The organism is Azospirillum sp. TSH64, assembly GCF_003116035.1.
Classification (GTDB): Bacteria; Pseudomonadota; Alphaproteobacteria; order Azospirillales; family Azospirillaceae; genus Azospirillum.
In genome coordinates, this window is sequence record NZ_LGQW01000015.1 from 742,692 (window position 1) to 765,083 (window position 22,392).

Here is a 22,392-nt window from a genome sequence, read left to right on the forward strand (position 1 = left end):
TTCAGGAGGCGGTTTCAAGAGCGCGGGGGCGCGCCGGCTCGGGCGTTTTCGGGGGTGCGGACGGGCCGGTGATCAGGCGGGTGCCCTGGCGCAGCGTCAGGTAGGCCCAGAACCACTCCAGAGCGACGCCGATGCGGTTGCGCATGCCCGACAGGAACAGCACATGCACCGCGCCCCACAGCCACCACGCGGCCGCTCCCGTCAGACGCAGCCGGCCGAAGTCGGCGACCGCCGCCTTGCGCCCGATGGTCGCCAGACTGCCGGCGTGGCGGTAGCGGAACGGGCCGGGGGCCGTCCGTCCGGCGATGCGCGCGGCGATCACCGCGGCGACGTGGATGCCGCCCTGCTTGGCCGCCGGGGCGAGGCCGGGGACCGGCTGGCCGTCCCAGCCGTCGGACGCTGCGGTGTCGCCTATCGCGAAGACGTTCGGCAGACCGGTGACCGAGAGGTCCGGCCCTACCTTGACCCGGCCCGCGCTGTCGGCGGGCGCGCCCAGCCATTGCGCGGCCGGTGAGGCCATGACTCCGGCCGCCCAGAACACGGTGCGCGCCGGGATGCGCCGGCCCGACACCGTGACGCCTAGGGCTTCCACCGTCTCCACGCGGCTGCCGGTCATGACGCGCACCCCAAGCGCTTCCAGGGACGCTGCGGCGCTGGCCGACAGCGGTTCGGGGAAGGTGGGCAGGACGCGGGGGCCGGATTGAACCAGCAGGATCTGCGCCTCGGCCGGATCGATGGCGCGGAACTCGCCGGCCAGCCCGTGGCGGGCCAGTTCGGCGATGGCGCCGGCCAACTCGACGCCGGTCGGGCCGCCGCCGACGATCACGAAGGTCAGGTGGGCGCGGCGCAACTCGGGATCGGTGGCGTTCTCCGCCTCCTCGAAGGCGAGCAGCAGGCGGCGACGGATTTCGGTGGCGTCCTCGACCTTCTTCAGGCCGGGAGCGAAAGGCTCCCACTCCTCGCGGCCGAAATAGCCGTGACGGGCGCCTGTCGCGAGCACGAGTTGATCGTAGGGCACGCGGCGCCCATCCTCCAGCAGGACGGACTGCTCCGAGGTGTCCACCCCGGACACGTCGCCCAGCAGGACGCGGGCGTTGGGCTGGTCGCGCAGCAGGCTGCGGATCGGCGTGGCGATGTCGGCCGGCGACAGGCTGGCGGTCGCCACCTGATAGAGCAGTGGCTGAAACAGGTGGTGGTTGCGCCGGTCGATCAGCGTGACGCGGCACGCCGTCCGCGCCAGTCCGCGCACCGCCGCCAGCCCTCCGAAGCCGCCACCGACCACCACCACGTGCGGCGCGTTCTCCGGCAGTGCCGGCGCCATGCCGGCCAGCCGCGGGAAACGGCTGCGCACGATCCCGGCGATGACGCGGTCCAGCGACAGCGGGCCGGGGCCGCGGGCGACGATGAGGCCCAGCAGCATCAGCCAATAGAGGTGGTCGACGTGGTGCAGGTAGGTGGCGTCGATGACCAGCGTCATGCCGATCAACGGCAGTGCGGCGAGGCGTGTACCCAGCCCGATCACCAGCAGCACCGGGCACGTCAGCTCGAACGCGGTGGAGACGACCGCGGCCAGTTCTGGCGACAGCAGCGGCACCGAATACTCGGACTGGAACAGCAGGACCGTCGTCTCGAAATCGGCGATCTTCGTCAGGCCGGAGCGGAAGAACACCCCGGCGATCCAGCACCGGACGAGAAGCTGCACCAACGGGCCGGCGTACCGCGTCAACCCAGCCAGCAACCGCGCCGTGGTCTGCGCAAAGGGCAGGGCGCTGCCCGGCAGCCCGCGCACCAGGCGCCGGTCGAGCGACAGCGGCCCGGCGCCCAGGACGACGTACCAGACCAGCAGCACGGCCTGGAACAGGTGCTGGTCGAGCGCCAGATAGGCGTACTGCGTGACCAGCGCCAGGGCCAGCAGCGGCAGCGCTGCGGCGCGGGTGGCGAGGCCGAGCGCCAGCAGCGGCGGGCCGATCAATTCGACCGCCGCGCCGAGCACGGCAGCGGTCGCCGGGTCGAGCCAGGACACCGGGTATTCGGTGCGGGCGAGGAACAGCGCCTGCTCCCAGTCGTGCAGCTTGACGATGCCCGACACCCAGAAGGTCTGGGCCAGCCACAGGCGGATGAGCAGGTCGAGCGCCGGCCATGCCGCCCGTTGCGCGACGCGCAGCAGGTCGAGCGCGCGCTCGGCGCGATGCAGGGTTCGGTCAATCATGGGCGTGGTCCTGTCGCGAGGGTTGGGCGAGGACGAAGGCGTGTCCGTCCGGGTCGCGGGCCATCAGCGCCCGTCCGAGGCCAAGGTTGCGGTCCGGCAGGACGACGATCTCCGGCGACACCAAGCGGTGCCGTGCGGCGTCGGCCGGGGTGAGGTCGTCGGTGAGCAGCGTGACCTGCTCGTGCCAGAGGTCGTTGGCGCGGGTGTCGGCGGGGGCCAGGCGGCCATCGCGCGGCGTCAGATATTCCAGCAATTCGATGCCCGGCCCGGAGGCGGCGCGCAGCGTGGTGATGCGCAGCCGCGCGCCGAAGACGTTGTTCAGGTGCTCCTGCTCGGTCCCGTAATTTTCCGCACCGCCCGCCACCCGCAGGCCGAGGCGGTCGCGGTAGAGGGCAAGGCTGGCATCGGTGTCGGCGACCACGATGGCGGTGTGGTCGATGCCGAGGAACAGGCGGTCATCGGCACGGTGCCACTTCGAATCGCCCTTGCCGGGCGGGAATTGCAAGATCTCCAGCGGGTTGCCGTCCGGGTCCTTGAAATAGAAGGCGCGGATGCCCCCAGCGTTTGGGTTCCAGTCCGGCAGGGTCTGCGGGCCGGTGGAGGCGTGCCTCGCCTTTGCGGCACGCAGCCGCGCGTAGGCCCGATCCATGTCGCTGACGATGATGGCGACATGCTGGAACCAGCGGTCGTTGCTGCGGGAGTCCGCCGGGATCGGCCGGCCCTCGGGGGCAAGGTACTGGATCAGTTCCACCGCCTCGTCGCCCAGAGCCATGCGAACCACGCGGATGCGCGCGCCAAAGACGCCGGTCAGCGCCTCGTACTCAGGACCCGCCATCTCCACATCGGAAACGGGGCGGAAGTCGAGCGCGCCGCGGTAGAACGCCAGCGCCCGGTCCATATCGGACACAGTGATGCCGACGGAATCCACCGCCCGCACCGTCTGCGCCATGGCGGCTGCGCTCAGCATCAGCACGGCGAAGCCGGCCAGGACGATAATGGGGAGGATGGAGCGGGAGGGAGTCATGCCGCACCTCCCGCCGCCCCGAGGCGCTCAATCAGGTGGTCGCCGACGCGCAGCGCGTTGGCGATGATGGTCAGCGTCGGGTTCACCGCCGCGCTGGAAGGAAAGATGCTGGCGTCCGCCACGTACAGATTGTCCACCTCGTGCGCCTTGCAGTTCACGTCTAGCGCCGAGGTCTTCGGGTCGTGGCCGAAGCGGATGGTCCCGTTCTGGTGGCCGGTGCCGGCGATGGGGATGCGCTTGCCGAAATAAGCCTCGCGAGGGATCAGGGTGCGCTCACAGCCGATGCGGGCCAGGAGACCCTTCAGCTTGGCGACCAGCCGTTCATGTGCCTCGACGTTGTTCGGCGTGTAGCGCAGGGTGATGCGGCCGTCTCGCCCGACCTCCACCCGGTTGTCGGGATCGGGCAGATCCTCCGACGTCAGCCAGAAGTCGAGCGCGCGCCTTGCCAGCGTGTCGGCGGCAAAACCCGGCAGCAGTCCGCCGCTTTCGGCGGCGAACATGGCGGCGTCGGTCTTGCCGAGCATCTGGATATGGCCAAGCGGATGGTCCCAGTCGTCCGCCCCGAAATAGAAGTCGTTGAGTCCCAGCGTCTTCTGGAAACGCGTCGGATTGGGGCGGCGCGACACGGCGACGAGGGCCGAATTCAGGTGGCACATGTAATGCCGCCCGACCACGCCCGAGCCGTTGGCGAGCCCGTCCGGATGCCGGTCGTTGGCCGAGCGCAGCAGCAGCGCGGCGGAGTTGATGGCTCCGCAGGAGACGACGACGAGATCGCCACGGTAGGTCTCGGCCATGCCGTGCCGGCGGACCGCCACGCCGGTGACGGTGCGTCCCGAGGAGTCGGTTTCCAGCCGTTCCACATAGGCGCCGGTGAGCAGTGTGACGTTGGGATGCTCGACCGCCGGAGCGACGCAGGTGACATGCGCGTCCGCCTTGGCTTGCACCAGGCATGGAAAACCGTCGCAGGTGGAGCAGCGCAGGCAGGCGCTGCGATGCGGCTGCGCTTCGTCCAGGCGGATGCCGACGGGCAGCGGGAACGGCCGGTGTCCGGCGCGCATCAGGTCGTCGGACAGTTCCTGGATGCGGGGCTCGTGGCTGACCGGTGGGTGGGGGTAAGGATCGGCGCAGGGCGGCTCGGTCGGATCGCTGCCGCGCAGGCCATGCACGCCGTAGAGCCGTTCGGCCCTGATGTAGTAGGGCGCCAGGTCGGCGTAGCCGATCGGCCAGGGCGGCGAGATCCCGCCCCTGTGGTGCAGCGTGCCGAAATCCCGCTCGCGCAGGCGCAGCAGCACGGCGCCGTAGAATTTGGTGTTGCCGCCGACACAGTAATGGATGCCGGGATGGAAGGGGCGGCCGTCCTTGTCGAGCCAGGTCTCGTCCGCCTTGTACTTGCCGTCCACCACGACGGCTCTGGAATCCCAGTTATCGCGCTCGCGCGGCAGATAGTCGCCGCGTTCCAGCAGCAGGATGCGCTTGCCGGTGGGCGCCAGATGGTGGGCCAGTGTGCCGCCCCCCGCCCCGGTGCCGACGATGATGACGTCGTAGCGCTCAGTGGACATGGATGTCCTCCATGGAGTGGGCCGCCGCGCCGGGATGGCCGCAGAAGATGCAGGGATGCCGCGGGTCGTGGTCGAGCTTGGCGCAGGCGGCAGGGCGCCCCACCCGCAGATGCGCCTCGGCGGCCAGCAGCATCCCCAGGGGTGGTGCCACGGCGTAAATCCAGGCGTGGGTCCACACCCCGCCGGCGACCGCCGAGGCCAGCGTGCGCGCCGGGTTGATGCTCATGCCCGACAGCGGTGCCGCGGCGGTGATGAAGAACGCCACCAGTGCTCCGGCGCACAGCCCGGTCAGGCGCATCCGGCGCGTGTCGCCGGAGATGGCCAGCACCGTCGACATCAGGACGAAAGCCATCGCCGCTTCGACGGTGAAGGCCGCTGCCGGACCGGCAGGGCCCGGTACCGTGGCGATGGCGGAGAGTGGCGGCAGCGTGAACCGCTCACCCAGCAACCCCGCCACCAGCAGCGCGCCGGTGATGCCTCCCAGGCACTGGAAGACCACGTAGAAGGCCGCGTCGGCCGCGGTGATCTTGCCCAGACGCAGGAAGGCCAGCGTGACGGCCGGGTTGATGTGCGCTCCCGACCGCCGGCCCATGGGGGAGTGGATGATCGCCACCGCCGTCAGGCCCATGGCTGCCCCCATCAGCGCACGCCGGCCAAATGCCGACGGCAGCGCATGGCGGACCGGCGAGGCGGGGTGCTCCAGCAGCGTGGCGACGAGACCGGCGGACAGCATGAAGAGACCAACCCCGATCGCCTCCATGAGGTACTCCGGCCAGTGCGCGCGAAGGGTGTGCGGCATCGCTCAGCCTCCGGACTCGAAGCCGGGGTAGAGCGTCATGCCCCCGTCCACGAACAGCGTCGTGCCGGTGATGTAGTCGGCGGCATCCGACGCCAGCCATGCCGCCGCCGCCGCGATGTCCTCCGGCTCGCCGATGCGCTTGTAGGGGACGAGCTTCAGGAGCGACGCGTAGGCTTCCGGTGTCTCCCAGGCCTCGCGGTTGATCGGCGTGCGGATGGCGCCGGGAGCGATGCCGACGACGCGGATGCGGTCGGCCGCCAATTCCTGCGCCAGGGTTTTCATCATCAGCATGACGCCGCCCTTCGAAGCCGCGTAATTGACGTGCCCGGCCCATGGGATAATCTCGTGCACCGAGCTGACACAGATGATCTTGCCGAGCGCGCGCGAGACCTCCGGGCGTGGCCCGCGCCGCTTGAACTCGCGCACGGCTGCGCGGGCGCAGAGAAACTGGCCGGTGAGGTTCACGCCGATCACCCGGTTCCACTGCTCCAGCGTCATCGTCTCGACCGGTGCGTCCTGTTGCAGGCCGGCGTTGTTGACCAGGATGTCCAGCGTGCCGAATGCGGTGATGGTGTGGGCGAACATCGCCTCGACCTCGTCCTCGCGCGAAACATCGGCCTTCACCGTGACGGCGCGCACGCCGAGGTCGCGGAATTCGGCCGCGGCCGCCTCGGCGGCGGCCTCCCCACGGGTGTAGTTGAGCGCGACGTCGGCGCCGGCCTCCGCCAGGGCACGCGCTATTGCGCGTCCGATTCCCGAACTGGACCCGGTCACCAAGGCCCGCTGACCGTACAGTGGACGCGCGTCTCCTCTCGCCGGCCCATGCCCGGGCCGCCCGAAATTGCCTTCCATGACTGACCTCCTGTATGAACGGTGGCGCACGGCCCGGATGTCACGGGGGCGGTTCGCGCCGTCTTTCGCATTTCGGAGCCTAAGTGCCCCGGCCTGCGGTTGTGAAATGCCCGATGTCTTTGGTCTCCATAGCGGCCGGCTATGGCATGCGCTCAGGGCAGGAAGTTGACGACGGGTGCCACCGCCACGAGGACAAGGATGAGGGTCGCGGCCCGCCGCTCGACCGAGGACCAGCGTGCCCAGTCGCGCAGGAAGCTGCGCAGGGTCTGTCGCAGGCTGAGGGTATGCGCGGTGGACGGTTCGGTGCGTGCGTTGGCATCGCTCATGGCATCCTCCTTTGAACTACCGGCCCCTGAGTTGCCGGTGATCCGACGCCGTTCATGCTAGAGTCGGGCGGGCGGTCTTGTTAAATGGCAAGAATTCATCGCTTCGATGCCGGGTGGCTATGGTGCGGCAGCGATGTCCAGGCGCGGCCGCTATCGTATCGATGTCATCAATCGATTTCGCTCCGTCGTTCTTCCGGACCTATCGTTCAGTTATAAAGTTGGAAGGCTGAAATTATCTTCTGGACGAGCAGGAAAATCGCAATCAAATGAGTTCGCCGTGTCGTCACATCGTCTTATCACTATCGCTGCTCTTACCTTCATTTCCTTGGAATCATCAGAAATTTCTCGCAAAAATTGTTTTTTCGCCTTCTGCGATGAAGTTCCCGGTGCAGCTTGCGGAGACCAAGTCCTCCGTCTGCACCTTCAACAGAGCGACCCTGGACTGGACGGAGCGCTTAGAGGCCGACAAGTACGTCGCCCGCCCGGAATCGCTGTACGGCCTTGGTTCGGAGAAGAATGCCAGGGAGTTCCTTGACGTGGCACGCAGCCGGCTGCGGCATGTCGATCATGCCCTGGGACATGCAGTTGACCTCAGGTATCGGGGACCAACTCCGCTCGCCGCACGGAGCATCGGCATGCGCAAAGATCGGGGAGGGTTGCCCGTCGCCGGGCGAGCCTCTTTTCGGCATTTGCAGCAAGGAGATGTCGCTTCAGACCGAGATGGCTGGCAGCCGCAATTCTCGGTGGCTTCGCGCCCCCGCAACCAACCTTTACCGAACATACCAAAGGCCGGCCGCTTTCTCAGCGCCGGCCTTCTGTTTTTGGGCTCAGCCGAAGGCCGAGAGGCGTCACCAGATCACTCTCCAACTCGATCTCGACGACGCTGGTCATCAGCGGTGCTGATGCGCACCGTTACCTGCTCGATCAGCGAACGCAGCCGGTCGAGCGTTTCGATCTGACGATGGGGATGCCGCGGATCTGGCTATACATCGCGCAGATGCACCCTCAAGTACAACGTCCGGGGCGGAGGCGAATTGGACATCGCGCCAGCTATACCCTCAGCCGAGCAGCAGTTGCCCCGTTTTGTGACGGGCTTCCAATGATTTGGGTCGGAGGTCATAGCCGGTTTCCGGCGCAGCAGGAGCTATACCTGATCAATACCCAGCGCAACCAACTGTGCCAGTTCAACGCCTCATCCAGATGTCTTCAACATTCCGCCGGATAACCTCCTATAGCGTCGTGCATTTCATAGGAAACGCACGACGCCATCGTCCCGACGCCGACTCACCTGTCGGATGTGATCGGCAGATTCCGAACACGGTTGCCCGTCGCTGCATACACGGCGTTTGCAACGGCAGGGGCGATGCCGGACGTACCGGATTCACCGACACCGAACGGCGCCTCTCCACTTTCGATGAGATGAACGGCCACGCGTGGAGCTTCGTCCATCCGCACCGCGGCGTAGCTGTCGAAATTCCCCTGTTCGACACGCCCCTCGGAGAAGGTGATCTGGCCGTAGAGCGCGGCGGAGAGGCCGAAGATGACGCCGCCCTGGATCTGGGCGATCACCGTGTCGGGATTGACCAGCTTGCCGCAGTCGACGACGGAGGTGACCCTGCCCACCCGAAGCGATCCGCCGTCATGGACGGAGACCTCGGCGATCTGGGCAAGGATCGTTCCGCCGAAATCCTGAAGAAGACTGATGCCGCGGCCGCTTCCTGGAGGCAATGGCTCGCCCCAGGCGGATTTTTCGGCTGCCAGATCCAGCACGGCCCGCAGGCGCGGGTCATCCCGAAGGTGCCGCCGGCGGAATTCCAACGGATCGACCCCGCTCGCCGCAGCCAGTTCGTCGATGAAGCTCTCGACGACGAACACGTTGTGGGTGGTTCCGACGCCTCTCCAGAAGCCGGACCGGAAAGCGTGCTCCTCATGCCGGACATAATCGACATGCCGGTTCGGGAATTGGTAAGGACCGGTCGCACTGGTCACCGCATCGGGGTCGAGCCCGTTCTGAACGGCCGGCGGCAGCCAGCGGGCGAGGGGCGACGGGCCGACGATCCGGTGGAACCAGCTCGTGACCCGGCCGTCCCGATCGAGTCCGGCTCGCAGCGTGTTGTGATAGGCCGGCCGGTAGAAATCGTGCTGCGTGTCCTCCTCGCGGCTCCAGACGACCTTGACCGGGTGGTCCAGACGCCGCGCGATGGACACGGCCTGGACGATGTTGTCGGTCTCGGCACGCCTGCCGAACGAGCCGCCGAGATATTGGTTGTGAATCGTCACACGATCCTGCTGCAGGCCCGCGGCGGCAGCCGCGGCAGCCTGGGCGCGGCTTGCCGCCTGGGTGCCGACCCAGACGTCACAGCGCCCGCCGTGCAGATGGACGGTGCAGTTGAGCGGTTCCATCGCCGCGTGGGCCAGGAGCGGCAGCCGGTAAACGGCCTCCGCCCGCCGCGCCGCGCTGGCGAAGGCGCCCGCCTCGTCGCCCGCCTCGTCGCCGACCACGCCGTCCCGCTGTGAGGCGGCGTCCAGTTCGCCCTTGAGGCGGGCGGTCGAGAAGCCGGCGTTCGGCCCATCGTCCCAGGTGACGACCATGGTATCGAGAGCTTTCTTCGCGGCCGCCCAGTGGTCGGCGACGACCGCCACGGCATCATCGAGGCGAACAACGCTGCGGACTCCCGTCACCCGGCGTGCTTCGCGGTCGTCCAGACTGGCGATCCGCCCCCCGAGCACCGGCGAGGCCATCACCGCGGCGATCTTCATTCCCGGCAATCGCACATCCATGCCGAAGATCGCGGTGCCATTGATCTTGTCCGCCGAGTCCAGCCGCTTCTGCGGCCGTCCAATCAGGGTGAAGGCCGCCGCGTCTTTTAGCGTCACCTGCGGCGGTATGGGCAAGGTCGCCGCCCGTTCGGCGAGGTCGCCATAGGCGATGCGGCGGCGCGTCCGATCATGGACGACGAATCCCTCCGCCGCCCGGCATTCGGCGGCGTCCACCCGCCACTCCGCGGCGGCCGCGGCGATCAGCATCGTCCGCGCCGTGGCCCCGGCGCGGCGCATCGGCTCCCACGCCGCACGCATCGACAGCGAACCGTCGGTCTCCTGCGCTCCCATGATCGGGTTGCGGTAAAGCATGTCGTCGGCCGGCGCGTGTTCGAGCGTCACCGCGGCAAGCGGCACCTCCAGCTCCTCCGCGATCAGCATCGGCACCGAAGTATAGGTGCCTTGTCCCATCTCGACATAGGGCATGGTCAGCGTGACGGTGCCGTTCCGGGCGATCCTGATGAACGCGTTCGGAGCAAAATCGACCGGGCCGCTCTTCGAGAGAACCGGCGCCGCCAGCGGAACGCCGACCAGCAGCCCGCCCCCGACGGCGATGCCTGCGGACAGGACGGTGCGGCGCGATGGGCCGTGGCCCGGGCGGGTGGCGGGAGTCGTCATTGCGCCGTCTCCATGGCCGGCTTGGCGAGATGGGCGGCGTGTCGGATCGCGTCGCGGATGCGGCTGTAGGTTCCGCAGCGGCAGAGATTTCCCGACATCGCCTCGTCGATCTCGCCATCGGACGGGTCGGGGTTTCCGGCGAGCAGGGCGGCGGCCGACATGATCTGGCCGGGCTGGCAATAGCCGCACTGCACCACCTCCAAGTCGATCCAGGCCTGCTGGACAAACCGGCCGGCGTCGGTGCGGTCCACGCCCTCGACGGTCACGATCCCGGCGGTGCCGACGCTGTCGATCGGAGTCTGGCAGGCGCGGATCGCCACGCCGTCGATGTGCACCGTGCAGCAGCCGCAAAGGCCGGCACCACAACCGAATTTCGTTCCAGTCATCCCGAGGATGTCGCGGAGCGCCCACAGCAGGGGCGTGTCGCCATCGGCGTCGATCTCGCGCGTCTCGCCGTTGATGGTCAGTCTGTAGGGCATGTCGTCGATCTCCTGATCCAAAGGGGGCCACGGTCATCGCCAACCCCGCATCAGTGCGTTCCGGTGTTTGGCGAAGGGCGGTCGGCAGGCCCTGCATTTTCTGGATCAGGAGGTATTGCGGCAGGTTTACCCGTACAATCCCGGGGCGTTTGACTTGAAAGTTCACATTATGTGAACGTAGGCGCCGGCCGGCGTGCCGGTTGCCTCGGATCGGGTTCCGAAATCGCCGAGTTTCGCGGGAGGAGCATGTGGACAGATTGCGTGCCATGGAGGTTTTCGTCCATGTCGTGGATAGGAACGGCTTCCAGAAGGCCGCCCATGCCCTATCCCTGCCTCGCTCGTCTGTCACTATGACGATCCAGAGGCTGGAGCAGCATCTCGGGGTCCAGCTGATCAACCGCACGACGCGCCAGATCAAGCTGACCCCGGACGGGGAAGCCTATTACGAACAGAGCCGCCAGATCCTGTCGATGGTCGACACCGTCGAGAATGGGCTGCGGGACGGGCGCGGGCGAGCCAGCGGCCGGTTGAGGGTGAACATGCCGGCTTCCATCGGGCGTTCGATCATTCTTCCCGCGCTTCCAGGATTCCGTGAACGGTATCCGGAGGTGGACCTCGTGATCGGCATGAGCGACCGGCTGGTCGATCTCGTCCAGGAAGGGATCGATTGCGTCATCCGCACTGGAACCCTGCCGGATTCCAGCCTCATTGCGCGGCGCATCGGCTGCTTCCGCTGGGTTGTCTGCGCCGCGCCGTCCTATCTTGCCGCGCGCGGTGAACCACAGGAACTGGCGGACCTCCAGGATCATATCGCCATCGGCTACTCGTCCTCTCGCAACGGCCGGCCCGATGGGTGGACCTTCAGCGAGGGCGGTGCATCGACCACCATGACCATGCGGACCGGCTTGGTGGTCGACGAGACCTTCGCGCTCCGCGACCTCGCCACGGCCGGATTCGGGCTTGCCCGCCTGTCCGATTTCATCGTCGCCGACGCTGTGAAACGCGGTGACCTGCGCGAGGTGCTCGGTTCGTACAGCCCCGAACCGGTCCCCGTGTCCGTCCTCTATCCGTCGTCACGGCATCTTTCGCCTGCCTTGCGGGTCTTCGTCGATTGGGTGCAGAGCATAGCAGGCGCCAGACTAGCCCCTCCCTCGGTCGTATGAATTGGCAGGCCACATTTCTGATTCCCGAAGAGGTGCGCTCGGCATCGGTCGGCCGACAGTTCTTCTTCACCACCGTTTCTTTCCAGATGCGTTTGCGGACAGAGGTAAAACCTATGACGGCCAAAGGAGGCCGCGCGGTGGCGTTTGACTTCATTTGCATGTGGAGCTAGGGCTTTATTGCCACACGGCTACGCCGGCCCGTCGCGAAGCGGGCGAATTGGCAGGGTCGTGCGAATACTGCCTGTAAAAGGCGGATTATACATAAAGCCGGCTGAGCGCTGCGAGCAATCCCCGCTATTTCCGGTGCATTCGGGATGGGAAGGAACGTCATGTCGAACAAGCAGAATTACTCGGATTTTGAAGCGGACGTCGTCGTCGTCGGCGGAACGGCGGCCGGCTGTTCCGCGGCCATAGCGGCAGCCCGCGGCGGCATGACGGTCATCGTCCTGGAGCCGACGCCGACCCTGGGTGGGGTGACGACGAACGGTGTGCATTGCTTCGATACCGGCTCGTTGCAAGCCCTGAGCGGAATCGCGGAAGAGTTCGTGGACCTCGTGCTGAGGCATTACAAGCAGGTCGGCCTGGTCGATCCGATGCTCGCAAGCCGGTCGGATGTCTTCTGGGAGTTCCATGTCGCCGAACGCATCTGGCGCGAGCTTCTGGCGAACCATCCGAACATCACGGTCATCACCGGTGCCGTCCCCGTCGATGTCGTGGTCGACCGGAAACGCCTCAGGGAGGTTCACTGGGAACCGGCCAGCGATTCCTTCGGCAACCCGCCCGGCGAGCCGACGCAGCCGAACCGGGTGCGCGGCAAGGTTTTCATCGATGCGAGTTACGAAGGCGACGTGGCGGCCTGGGCGGGAGCGCCGTTCGACATCGGCCGCGAAGCCCGCTCGGCGGAGGAGCCGCATGCCGGCGTGATCTACACCGCGACGCACGAACGCCGGGTCGACGACCAGGGGTTCCTGCCGTCGACGATCCTGCCGGGCAGCACGGGCGCGATGGACGACAACATCATGGCCTTCACCTACCGGTTGAGCCTGCGCTATCTGAAGGATGGCTCTGCGGGCCGCATGCAGGCCAGGCCGTCGTCCTATGACCCCGGCAAATACGCATGGAACTCCGCTGCGCTGTCCGCCGACGGCGTTCCCACCTTCGGACCTGACGTCATTCCGACGGTGAACGGCAAGATGATCCTCAATCGGCGGTACGAGGGGAACGATCTGCTCCAGGGGACGCGGGAGTTCATTCTTTCCCATCCCCGCGAGCGGACGGCGATCCGCCAGAATTTCTTCGATCACGTCCTGGGTTTCCTCCATTTCATCCAGACCGAAGGAGGAATGCCGCAACTCGTCCTCGCCGAAGACGAGTATGTCGAGAACGACCATCTTCCCTACATTCTCTATGTCCGGGAAGGGCGGCGGTTCCGCGGGCAGGTGAAGATGACGGAAGCGAACGTCAACCCCTATCTGGCCGGACCGGGGCCGCGCCCACCGAGACAGCCGGATTCGATAGCGATCGGCGACTGGGCGATCGAGAGCAGGCGCTGCAACGACGAACCCAGCTCGGCGACGAAGACCTATGAAGGGTCGATGTTCATGCGGGCGCTCCGTGCTCCCTATCAGGTGCCGTACGGATGCCTGACGCCGCAAGGCGTCGACAACCTGCTGGTCACCACGACCATCTCCGCCAGCCATGTCGCCTTCTGCGCCCTGCGCGTCGAGGCCCTCTGGACGGAAACCGGAACGGCGGCGGGCATCGCGGCCGGATTGTCCATCGGCTCCGGATGCAAGGTGTCGGAGGTGCCGGTATCCGACATCCAGGAGGAAATGCTCCAGCGCAAATGCAAGCTGACCTATTTCTCCGACGTCGAAACGGGACATCCCGACTTCGTCGCGATCCAGAAGCTGGCGCTCAAGGGATTCGTGCCGGACGACGAGCGCTACCGGTTCTTGCCGGACTTGGCGGCGACCTGGGGGGACCTCGTCGAAGCCGCGGTGCTCTGCTTCGATATTCCGATCAGCGTGACCGGCTTCCATTTCGAGGGCATCAATCCCGGCCACCGCTCCTTCCGCTACGTCGAGTCACTCTATGATCTGGCCAGCCGGGCCGGTGTGATGCTGTTCCCCAACATGCGCCATCCGGTCATCGATGTGCCCGCCGACCATCTCAGGCCGGAACTGCGGACGCGCTGGCTGGAGTTGCAGGTCGATGCCCCCGTGTCGTCCGCACAAGGCGAAGCGTTTCTGGACCTGCTGCTCCAGTCGCTCGGCCATTCATCCGGCCATCCGTCCGACAGCCGGTCCGGATCGCCGGAAAACGCGCCAGCCCCCGCCCCGATGCTCACGCGCGGGGCTCTTGCAAGCCTGCTGGTCGGCGCCGCGCGCGCCTGACGGCGCGATACGGCCAGCCGCTTCATGTCGCATTCGCTGAAATGACAACAGGCCGGTCGCCAAGACCGGCCAACAGGAGGACACGGCCATGATCCGGACGAAATCCGTCATTGTTCCCTGCATTGCTGCCCTTGCATCCTGCTGGGTCGCCGGTGCCGAAGCGGCCGACAAGGTCAGGATCGGCTTCGTTGCGACCCTGTCGGGGACGAACTCCGTCATCGGCATCCATGCGCACGACGCATTCAACCTCGCCATCGAGCATTCCGGCGGCAAGCTCGGCGGGTTGCCGGTGGAAGTCCTCGTCGAGGACGACCAGCAGAAGCCCGATGTCGCGCGCCAGATCGCGGACAAGTTCATCGAGTTCGACAAGGTCGACGTCGTCGTCGGGCCGGTGATTTCCAGCGCCCTCCTGGCGGCGTCGGAACGGGTGACAAGCAACAAGACGGTCATGATCGGCCCGAACGCCGGGCCTTCTCCCCTGGCTGGCGACAAGTGCTCCGAGTATTATTTCTCGACCTCGTGGCAGGGCGACAATCTGGCCGAAGCGATGGGATCGGTGCTGCAGAACAAGGGGGTCAAGAAGCTCTACGTCATGGCGCCGAACTTCCTGTCCGGCCGGGACGTCATCAATGGCATCAAGCGGTACTACAAGGGCACCATCGCGGGGGAAGTCTATACGCCTCTGAACCAGCTGGATTTTGCGGCTGAACTGGCTCAACTGCGGGCGGCGAAGCCGGACGCCGTGTTCGCGTTCTATCCGTCCGGGCTGGCGATCCAGTTTGTGAAGCAGTTCGTGCAGAGCGGCATGAAGGAGCAGTTCCCGCTCTACATGTCCTACTCCGTCGACAACATGAACCTTCCGGCCATCGGCGACGCCGCGCTCGGTATTACCGTGACCGATAACTGGAGCCATGTCGGAGGCAACGAAGAGAACAGGAAATTCGTCGCGGATTTCATGCGCAAGTACAAATACGCGCCGTCGGCAACCGCGGCGCAGGCCTATGATGCCGGTCGGCTGCTGGACAGCGCCATCGGGAAGGTCAACGGGAAGATCGAAGACAAGAAGGCCTTCCTCGCGGCGATCAAGGCAGCCGATTTCCATTCGGTCCGCGGAAACTTCAAGTTCAACACCAATCATTTTCCGATCCAGGATCTGTTCGCCGGAACGGTCGTCAAGGGTGCTGATGGAGAGCCCGTCATCGAGTTGGGCAACGCAGTGATGAAGGAACACGGTGATGTTTATGCGGCGAAATGCTCGTTGAAGTGAGGACGGTTCGGGGCCTGCCGGAGCAGGCCTCAGAAATTCAGCTCATTCTCCATTCTGAATGCCATTTTGTTTAATGCCAGCCGTTCTGGGGAAGAGTGATTGACCGACGACCTCCGCCACTTCGCGGAGGTCGTTTCCCAACTCCGCCAAGCGTTCCAGGGAGTGCTGGCCGGCAATCGTGATGCCGCTGAGCCCGAACCGCGGCTGGCGGTTTGCGTCGGTCACCAGCGCGGCGACCGTGATGATTCCCCGATAGAGCTGGCCATTGTCGATTGCCCACCCACGTTCTCGCGCGACGGCAACGTCCGCCGCATAGCTCTCGAAACCAGGGGGCGATTGCCAGCGCAAAGTCGAGAAACGTCGCCGTAGCTCGGAAGACGGCAGGTCAAGCGACGCCGCGACGCAGCGGCCGATCGCACCGATCAACTGCGGCACGCGAAGCCCGATCCGCATCTCGACCCTGACCGCCGTGTGGCTGTGAGCCCGGTCGATCAGCACGAGATGCCCGTTCTCGGTGACCCGCCACAGCACGATCAGCATGTCGTAGTTGAGGGCCAGCCGTTCCAGTTCCGGACGGATCAGCTCCGCATGACCGATTCCGATCATTCCCGCCGCCATTTCCGCCACGGCCAAGCCCAGCGTGTAGCTCTTGTCCGCGCTATGGAAGGCGACGAAGCGGGCCCGCGCCAGCGTGCGCAGGATGTTGAAACAGGTGCTCGGGCTGATCCCCGTCCCGCGGGCCACGGCGGCCACCCCCACCGGCGCCGTCGCGCTGGAGAGGAAGCGAAGAATATGGACGGCGTTCACAACCGCCCCGACATCCTTCGAGGCGGGCGCCGCATCATTTCCATATACAGATTGATCTTCCGTATTCTGAATGATAGCCTCCCTGATCGTCGGTTGATCAATGCAAACCGAACGGGCCGTGATATGCCCTCGGAACTCGTCGGCAGGATCATCGGCACGAAAGAAGAAGTCAAGCTCAACTTGACCGATGCACCAAATAATGACCGGATATATGAAGATGTTTTGGCATCTTCTTGAAATATTCGGTGATAACAAAAGTTTCCGACAAGGGAGGAAGAGCATGGAATTTCGGCAGATGAGCTATTTTCTATCCATCGTCGATCACCGGTCGGTGTCCGCTGCCGCGGCGCGTCTTGGCATCGCCCAGCCATCCCTGTCGGATGTCCTCGGAAAGCTGGAAAGGGAGTTGGACGTGCAGCTGATGGTGCGGACCCCGCGCGGCACACGCCTGACGGAGGCCGGTGCGGCGCTGGCCCGCCACAGCCGGGACATCCTGCATAACGTCGATATCGCCGTGCAGGAGGTCAGGAACCTGGGAGGAACCAATGCCGGGGGCGCCGTTTCCATCGGCCTGCCGCCCTCGATGGCCTTGCTGTTGAGCGTGCCGCTCGCCGAGACGGTCCGCAACGATTTTCCCGCCGTCCGCCTGCGCATCATCGAATCCATGTCGGGCTATGTCCTCGACTGGCTGACCTCGGGGCATGTCGACATCGCCTGTCTCTATGACCCGCCCGATTCCGACCAGCTCGTCGTCAAGCCGCTGCTCAATGAAGAACTGTACCTCGTCACCGCACCCGATCACTGGCCGTCGGCAGAGGTCGTCGACGGCGTCGCTGTCGAAGGATGCAGCTTCTCCGACGTCTGCAAGCTGCCGCTCGTGCTGCCGAGCCGGCCCCATGGGCTGCGGGAGATCATCGAACGCCACGCCCGCTCGGCCGGCACCGCGACCAATGTGGTGATGGAGGTCGACTCGCTTGCGCAGATCCTGAAGCTGGTGGACCGGGCAAGCGCCTATACGATCCTTTCGCATGCGGCCTGCTTCGATGCGGTCCACGATGGCCGCGTCATCCTGGTTCCCATCGAGAAGCCGGCGCTGAAGCGGACCGCCTATCTGGCGCGCCGCGGCGACCGGCCCGCGAGCAGTGCCAGCCTCCAGGTGGAATCGGTGATCGGGACGATCCTGGAGGAGGCGATAAACCGCTTCAACCTGCGGGCCCAACTTGCCGCCACACGCTGACCTGCATGCCCGCTCCCCTGTCAGGAACCGGTGCTTGACTGTATTGGTTGTCGATCCCGTTCCTGAGCAAGATACAGAATTAAGAGACAGAAGATCAAATATAAAGAAACATTGGAGCGACGTATAGATTTTATCTATCCATTATCAAGGAAAAATGGATGATCTTTCCTCTGTGTGACTTTGATATAGAAAAGCCCAGTCAAAGAAAATTGGCGATCTCGGGAGCGTCTTGCAGGTTCTTCTATTCGGAAGACCAATCCCAAGCCGGAGCGAATGGGCATGGATATGGGAATGAACGGGGTTCTGGAGGGCATCCGGGTCCTTGATTTCGGTCGCTACATCGCCGCCCCCTATTGCGCGGCGATGCTGGCCGGCCTGGGCGCCGAGGTCATCCGGATCGAGCGGCCCGGCGGCAACGACGACCGCTACGTGATGCCGCTCACCCCGGACGGCGAGGGCGCCGTCTATCACCAGATGAACAGCGGAAAGCGGTCGCTGACCCTCGACCTGACGCAGCCGAAGGCGCGGGATATCCTGACCCGCCTCGTCGCGGGCTGCGACGTGGCGGTGGTCAACCTTCCGCCCAAGGCCGCGCATCGCCTGGGATTGGACTATGAGGCGCTCCGTGCGGTGAAGCCGGACATCATCCTGGTCTCGATCACCGCCTTCGGCTCGCGCGGGTCGCGCAAAGACAGCATCGGCTTCGACGTGACCGGTCAGGCGATGAGCGGTGCGATGGCCTTGACCGGCCTGCCCGGCCAGCCTTTCCGGTCGGCCACCTCCTATGTCGATTACAGCACCGGGATTTCCGCGGCCTATGGGGCCTTGGCGGCCATCCTGGCCCGGTACAGGACGGGGAGGGGGCAACAGGTCGAGGCCTCCCTGCTCGGGACGGCGCTCGCCATCATGAATCCGGTGCTGATCGAGGAGGCTTCCGGCGCCCGTTCCCGGACCGCGACCGGCAACCGCAGTCCGATTTCGGGACCTTCCGATCTCTTCGTGACGCGCGACGGGTGGGTGTTCGTCCAGGTGATCGGTCAGGATATGTTCGAGCGCCTGGCACGGCTCGTCGGGGCGCCGGGGTTGATCGACGATCCGCGTTTCGCCGACGACATCGGACGCGGCGAACATGGTGAGGTCCTGAGCACGATCGTCGCGGAGTGGTGCGCGCCGCGGACCAGCGCGGAGTGTCTGGCCGAATTGGCGGAAGCCCGTGTCCCGGGCTGCCGGCTCCTGTCGCCCGCCGAGGCGCTGGTCGAACCCCAGCATGCCGAAGGCGGACATTTCGACTGGGTGCAGCCGCCAGGGCTTCCCGCCGCGATTCCGCTCGTGGCGCCGACGGCCAGGCTGACGGCGGGGGCGCGGCTGGGGCGGCAGCCGGCGCCTGCGCTGGGGGCCGATACCGACGACATCCTGAAGAGCTTGGGGTACGGCGATCGTGAGATCGCCGATTTTCGGACTACCGGCGTCGTCTGACGCGACTGCCTGCAGATCCCCCTGCAACTGTTGCCGGCCGGTGTATTCCCGTCCGCAGCCAAGGAGTATGCGGCATGCAGACCGCATTGCAAATCATTGCCACGGGGCTTCAGATCGGCGCCATCTATGTGCTGTTCTCCCTTGGCCTCACCCTGACCTTCGGAATCATGCGCATCGTCAATTTCGCGCATGGCCAGTTCTTCACCCTCTCGGCCCTGGTCGTGGCGGTGGTGATGCCGTACTTGGCGACCGCCGGCCTGCCGCTGCCGGCGGCCTTCGCCGGCTCCGCCGCGGCCGGGGTCGCCGCCTCGCTGCTGCTGGGCCTCGTCACCTATGAGTGGGGGTTCAAGCGCCTCCAGCGCGACTTCGTCGGGTCCTTCATCCTGTCCCTCGGCCTGATCCTGCTGCTCGAAGGGCTGTACCTCGACGTCTTCGGCGGTGCAGTGCGGTCGGTCCCGCCGATCATCGACGGTACGGTGTCGGTCTTCGGCGCGTCGCTGACCTCCCAGCGCCTTCTGCTCTGCTTCGTCGCCGTGGTCCTGACCGGCCTGCTCTACGCGGCGCTGGCGATGACGCCGGTGGGCAAGGCCCTGCGCGCGGCGTCGATCGACCACGAAGCGGCGATGCTCCAGGGCATCCCCTACCAGCGCATCGCGCGGCACGGCTTCATGATCGCGACGCTGCTGGCGGCGGTCGCCGGCGCCCTGATCGCGCCGGTCTCGGTGGTCACCACGACGCTGGGTTCCGACTACCTGATCAAGGGGTTCATCGCCGTGATCGTCGGCGGGCTGGGCAGCATTCCGGGCGCCATCATCGGCAGCCTGTTCATCGCGCTTGTCGAGAGCGTCGGCGGCTACTTCTTCGATCCGTCGCGGGCAAGCATCGCCATCTTCGCGCTGGTCATGGTGGTCCTGCTGGTCAGGCCCCAGGGGTTGATGGGACATGGATAATCACGCAATTCTGAAAGCCGGCGCTCCAGCCGTCCTCGCCATCGCGCTCGCGGCGGTCCTTCCGGCGTCCTATGCGTCGAACCTGCTGAACTGGATCGCCATCGCCGCGCTGATCGCCGCCAGCCTCAGGATGGTCCTGCTGTTCGGCGAACTCAATTTCGGCACCGCGGCCTTCGTCAGCATCGGCGCCTATACCGCCGGCCTGCTGACGACCCGCTTCGAGCTGCCCTTCCTGGCGGCGATCCTGGCCGCCGGCGTCATGGCCGCCCTGGTCAGCATCCTGTTCGGCTATGTCACGCTGCGGATCAAGGGGCCCTACTTCAAGCTGATCGGCTTCGCCTTCGCCGAAGTCGTGCGGCTCTGCTGCACGCAGATCGACTGGCTCGGCGGGAATTCCGGAATGGTCGGCATCTTTCCGCCGGCCGGCCTGGACGCCTGGTACGGCACCTTCGTCATGACCGTGGTCGTTCTGATGCTGGTCGGGCTTTATGCCGTGGAGCGGTCCGATTTCGGCAAGGTCCTGACCGCCATCCGCGACAATGACGCGGTGGTGCGGACGGTCGGCATCGACGTGCACCGCGCGAAGGTGATCTGCTTCGCCATCGCCTGCTTCGCCGCCGGGATCGCGGGGTCGCTCCAGGCCTTCGCCAACACCGTCATCAGTCCCGGCGATTTCGGCGTGCTGCTCTCGATCATGGCGCTCGCCTACCTGAAGGTCGGCGGCGAGGAGTCGATCTTCGGACCGGTCGCCGGTGCCGCGCTCCTGATCCTTCTCGGCAGCGTCGCGCTGAGCTTCGGGGCAGGGGAACATGTCTTCTACGGCGCCGCAATCGTCCTGTCGGTGCTGATCATGCCCAAGGGGATCGTCGGCATGGTGGACGGACTCCTGCGCCGGCCGGGCGGGCCGGCCGCTTCCACCCCGGCCATCCGGGAGGCTCGTGGACAATGACCGACACCACCGCACTTCTGCGAACCGAAGCATTGACCCGTCGTTTCGGCGGCCTGCTGGCGGTTTCCAATCTCGACATGGACATCCGTCCCAACGAGATCCTCGGCCTGATCGGCCCGAACGGCGCCGGCAAGAGCACGACGTTCAACCTGATCAGCGGCTTTCACAAGCCGACGGCCGGACGTCTGTTCATTGGGGGACGCGATGTCACCGGCCGGTCGCCCGAACAGATCAGCCGGCTGGGCCTGGTCCGGACCTTCCAGCACGGCAGCCTGATGCGCGGCATGACGGTGCGCGACAATCTGCTGGTCGGCGCGGTGGGGGCGCTGCCGCAGGCGCGTGGCGAACCGCGCCGCGCCCGTGTGGCGGAGACGGCGAAGCGTCTGCGCCTCACCGCCTATCTCGACGAAAGGGCGGGCAACCTGCCGCACGGCCTCCAGCGGCTGGTCAGCATCGGGATCGCCGTGGCCACCGGGCCACGGGTGCTTTGCCTGGACGAGCCCCTGACCGGGCTGAACCAGTCTGAGGTCGCCGGCATCCTGGACCTCTTCCGCTCGATCCGGGACGAGGACGGCAGTTCGATCCTGCTGGTCGAGCACAACATGAAGGCGGTCATGCAGGTCTGCGACCGGATCGTCGTCCTTCACCACGGCCAGAAGCTCGCCAGCGGCACGCCCGCGGAGATCGGCCGCGACGAAGCCGTCATCTCCGCCTATTTGGGAAAGCGCCATGACTCCCACTGAACTTTCCCTGGAGATCACGGATCTCAGCGTCAATTTCGGCGTGGTTCCCGCTCTGCGCGGCGTATCGCTGGCGCTGCGCAAGGGGCGGATCGCCACGATCATCGGCGCCAACGGGGCCGGCAAATCGACGATCATGAAGGCGGTCTGCGGTCTGGTGAAGCCTCGCGGCGGCAGCGTCAGCCTGTTCGGCAAGCCGGTCACCGGCCTGCCCGCCGACGAGATCGTCGTGCGCGGCCTGTCGCTGGTCCCGGAAGGCCGCCGGCTGTTCGGCAGCATGACCATCCGCGAGAATCTCGAGCTTGGCGCCTACCGACGCAAGGACAGGCTGCGGGTGGGCGAAGACTTTGCGCGCGTGCTTGACTATTTCCCGGCGCTGCGCGACCGGCTGTCCACCCCGGTCGGCAGCCTCAGCGGCGGTCAGCAGCAGATGGTCGCCGTCGGCCGGGCATTGATGAGCGCGCCCAGGATCCTGCTGCTTGACGAGCCCACCATCGGGCTGGCACCGGCGGTGGTCGACGATATCGCCGGAATCGTCAGGACGATCGGGCGATCCGGCGTCGACGTCCTTCTGGTGGAGCAGAACGCCGAAGTCGCGCTGTCGATCGCCGACTACGGCTACATCCTGGAAAACGGCAGCATCGTGGCCGAGGACGAGTCCACCGCGCTGGCGCGCAGCGAGACGGTCCAGCGGGCCTACCTGGGCATCTGAGGCCGCTCC

Annotated in this window: 20 protein-coding genes; 11 read left to right on the forward strand and 9 right to left on the reverse strand. The window is 66.1% G+C overall.

The window, feature by feature from the left end; translation table 11 throughout:
• Position 1 precedes the first annotated feature (1 nt).
• From TSH64_RS04795 to TSH64_RS35585, 6 genes are all read right to left on the reverse strand, one after another.
• On the reverse strand, positions 2-2,209 hold the full coding sequence (locus TSH64_RS04795; RefSeq protein WP_109095785.1) for an FAD-dependent oxidoreductase: 2,208 nt from the start codon (positions 2,207-2,209) through the stop codon (positions 2-4).
• Entirely contained in the window at positions 2,202-3,233 is a 1,032-nt protein-coding gene (locus TSH64_RS04800; protein ID WP_109095786.1) for a VOC family protein, read from the reverse strand. Before TSH64_RS04800 ends, TSH64_RS04795 begins: the two co-directional genes overlap by 8 nt.
• The gene (locus tag TSH64_RS04805; protein ID WP_109095787.1) at positions 3,230-4,792 is read right to left on the reverse strand and encodes a GMC family oxidoreductase; all 1,563 of its coding nucleotides are present in this window, start codon (positions 4,790-4,792) and stop codon (positions 3,230-3,232) included. Before TSH64_RS04805 ends, TSH64_RS04800 begins: the two co-directional genes overlap by 4 nt.
• Positions 4,782-5,591: an aquaporin gene (locus TSH64_RS04810; protein ID WP_109095788.1), complete on the reverse strand. Its 810-nt coding sequence runs from the start codon at positions 5,589-5,591 to the stop codon at positions 4,782-4,784. Before TSH64_RS04810 ends, TSH64_RS04805 begins: the two co-directional genes overlap by 11 nt.
• A 3-nt stretch (positions 5,592-5,594) precedes the next feature.
• Positions 5,595-6,443: a glucose 1-dehydrogenase gene (locus TSH64_RS04815; protein WP_109095789.1), complete on the reverse strand. Its 849-nt coding sequence runs from the start codon at positions 6,441-6,443 to the stop codon at positions 5,595-5,597.
• A 152-nt stretch (positions 6,444-6,595) separates the two neighbouring features.
• Positions 6,596-6,769 (reverse strand): hypothetical protein, encoded by a 174-nt coding sequence (locus TSH64_RS35585; protein WP_158285340.1) that lies wholly within the window; start codon positions 6,767-6,769, stop codon positions 6,596-6,598.
• A 266-nt stretch (positions 6,770-7,035) separates the two neighbouring features.
• Here TSH64_RS35585 and TSH64_RS35240 point away from each other — a divergent pair, with 266 nt between their 5' ends.
• On the forward strand, positions 7,036-7,728 hold the full coding sequence (locus TSH64_RS35240) for a hypothetical protein (RefSeq protein ID WP_146207986.1): 693 nt from the start codon (positions 7,036-7,038) through the stop codon (positions 7,726-7,728).
• 325 nt (positions 7,729-8,053) lie between these two features.
• Here the strand turns inward: TSH64_RS35240 and TSH64_RS04820 are convergent, their stop codons facing one another.
• Both TSH64_RS04820 and TSH64_RS04825 read right to left on the reverse strand, forming a co-directional pair.
• Positions 8,054-10,207 carry a molybdopterin cofactor-binding domain-containing protein gene (locus tag TSH64_RS04820; protein WP_109095790.1) on the reverse strand — a complete coding sequence of 718 codons (2,154 nt, stop codon included), beginning with the start codon at positions 10,205-10,207 and terminating at the stop codon, positions 8,054-8,056.
• Positions 10,204-10,686: a (2Fe-2S)-binding protein gene (locus tag TSH64_RS04825; RefSeq protein ID WP_109452289.1), complete on the reverse strand. Its 483-nt coding sequence runs from the start codon at positions 10,684-10,686 to the stop codon at positions 10,204-10,206. The genes TSH64_RS04820 and TSH64_RS04825 overlap by 4 nt, the downstream gene beginning before the upstream one ends.
• 266 nt (positions 10,687-10,952) lie before the next feature.
• Here TSH64_RS04825 and TSH64_RS04830 point away from each other — a divergent pair, with 266 nt between their 5' ends.
• From TSH64_RS04830 to TSH64_RS04840, 3 genes are all read left to right on the forward strand, one after another.
• A complete protein-coding gene (locus tag TSH64_RS04830; RefSeq protein ID WP_109095791.1) occupies positions 10,953-11,849 on the forward strand; it encodes a LysR family transcriptional regulator in 897 nt (298 codons plus the stop codon).
• A 329-nt stretch (positions 11,850-12,178) separates the two neighbouring features.
• On the forward strand, positions 12,179-14,245 hold the full coding sequence (locus tag TSH64_RS04835; protein WP_158285341.1) for an FAD-dependent oxidoreductase: 2,067 nt from the start codon (positions 12,179-12,181) through the stop codon (positions 14,243-14,245).
• An 88-nt stretch (positions 14,246-14,333) separates the two neighbouring features.
• On the forward strand, positions 14,334-15,512 hold the full coding sequence (locus TSH64_RS04840; protein ID WP_109095793.1) for an ABC transporter substrate-binding protein: 1,179 nt from the start codon (positions 14,334-14,336) through the stop codon (positions 15,510-15,512).
• 42 nt (positions 15,513-15,554) lie between these two features.
• On the opposite strand, the gene TSH64_RS04845 is transcribed toward TSH64_RS04840, so the two are convergent.
• Positions 15,555-16,319 (reverse strand): helix-turn-helix domain-containing protein, encoded by a 765-nt coding sequence (locus TSH64_RS04845; RefSeq protein ID WP_247872756.1) that lies wholly within the window; start codon positions 16,317-16,319, stop codon positions 15,555-15,557.
• On the opposite strand from TSH64_RS04845, the gene TSH64_RS36190 reads away from it, so the two are divergent.
• The 7 genes from TSH64_RS36190 to TSH64_RS04875 all read left to right on the forward strand — a co-directional run bounded on the left by TSH64_RS36190 (position 16,305) and on the right by TSH64_RS04875 (position 22,383).
• Complete coding sequence (locus TSH64_RS36190; RefSeq protein WP_247872757.1) at positions 16,305-16,556, forward strand: hypothetical protein; 252 nt, start codon at positions 16,305-16,307, stop codon at positions 16,554-16,556. The genes TSH64_RS04845 and TSH64_RS36190 overlap by 15 nt on opposite strands.
• The gene (locus tag TSH64_RS04850) at positions 16,531-17,556 is read left to right on the forward strand and encodes a LysR family transcriptional regulator (protein WP_247872758.1); all 1,026 of its coding nucleotides are present in this window, start codon (positions 16,531-16,533) and stop codon (positions 17,554-17,556) included. Before TSH64_RS36190 ends, TSH64_RS04850 begins: the two co-directional genes overlap by 26 nt.
• A 291-nt stretch (positions 17,557-17,847) precedes the next feature.
• Entirely contained in the window at positions 17,848-19,032 is a 1,185-nt protein-coding gene (locus TSH64_RS04855) for a CoA transferase (RefSeq protein ID WP_109452293.1), read from the forward strand.
• Positions 19,033-19,106: 74 nt separating this feature from the next.
• Complete coding sequence (locus tag TSH64_RS04860; protein WP_109095795.1) at positions 19,107-19,982, forward strand: branched-chain amino acid ABC transporter permease; 876 nt, start codon at positions 19,107-19,109, stop codon at positions 19,980-19,982.
• On the forward strand, positions 19,975-20,931 hold the full coding sequence (locus TSH64_RS04865) for a branched-chain amino acid ABC transporter permease (RefSeq protein ID WP_109095796.1): 957 nt from the start codon (positions 19,975-19,977) through the stop codon (positions 20,929-20,931). The genes TSH64_RS04860 and TSH64_RS04865 overlap by 8 nt, the downstream gene beginning before the upstream one ends.
• Complete coding sequence (locus TSH64_RS04870) at positions 20,928-21,674, forward strand: ABC transporter ATP-binding protein (RefSeq protein ID WP_109095797.1); 747 nt, start codon at positions 20,928-20,930, stop codon at positions 21,672-21,674. The genes TSH64_RS04865 and TSH64_RS04870 overlap by 4 nt, the downstream gene beginning before the upstream one ends.
• Positions 21,661-22,383, forward strand: coding sequence for an ABC transporter ATP-binding protein (locus tag TSH64_RS04875; RefSeq protein WP_109095798.1), 723 nt, complete (start codon positions 21,661-21,663; stop codon positions 22,381-22,383). The genes TSH64_RS04870 and TSH64_RS04875 overlap by 14 nt, the downstream gene beginning before the upstream one ends.
• Positions 22,384-22,392: the final 9 nt, after the last annotated feature.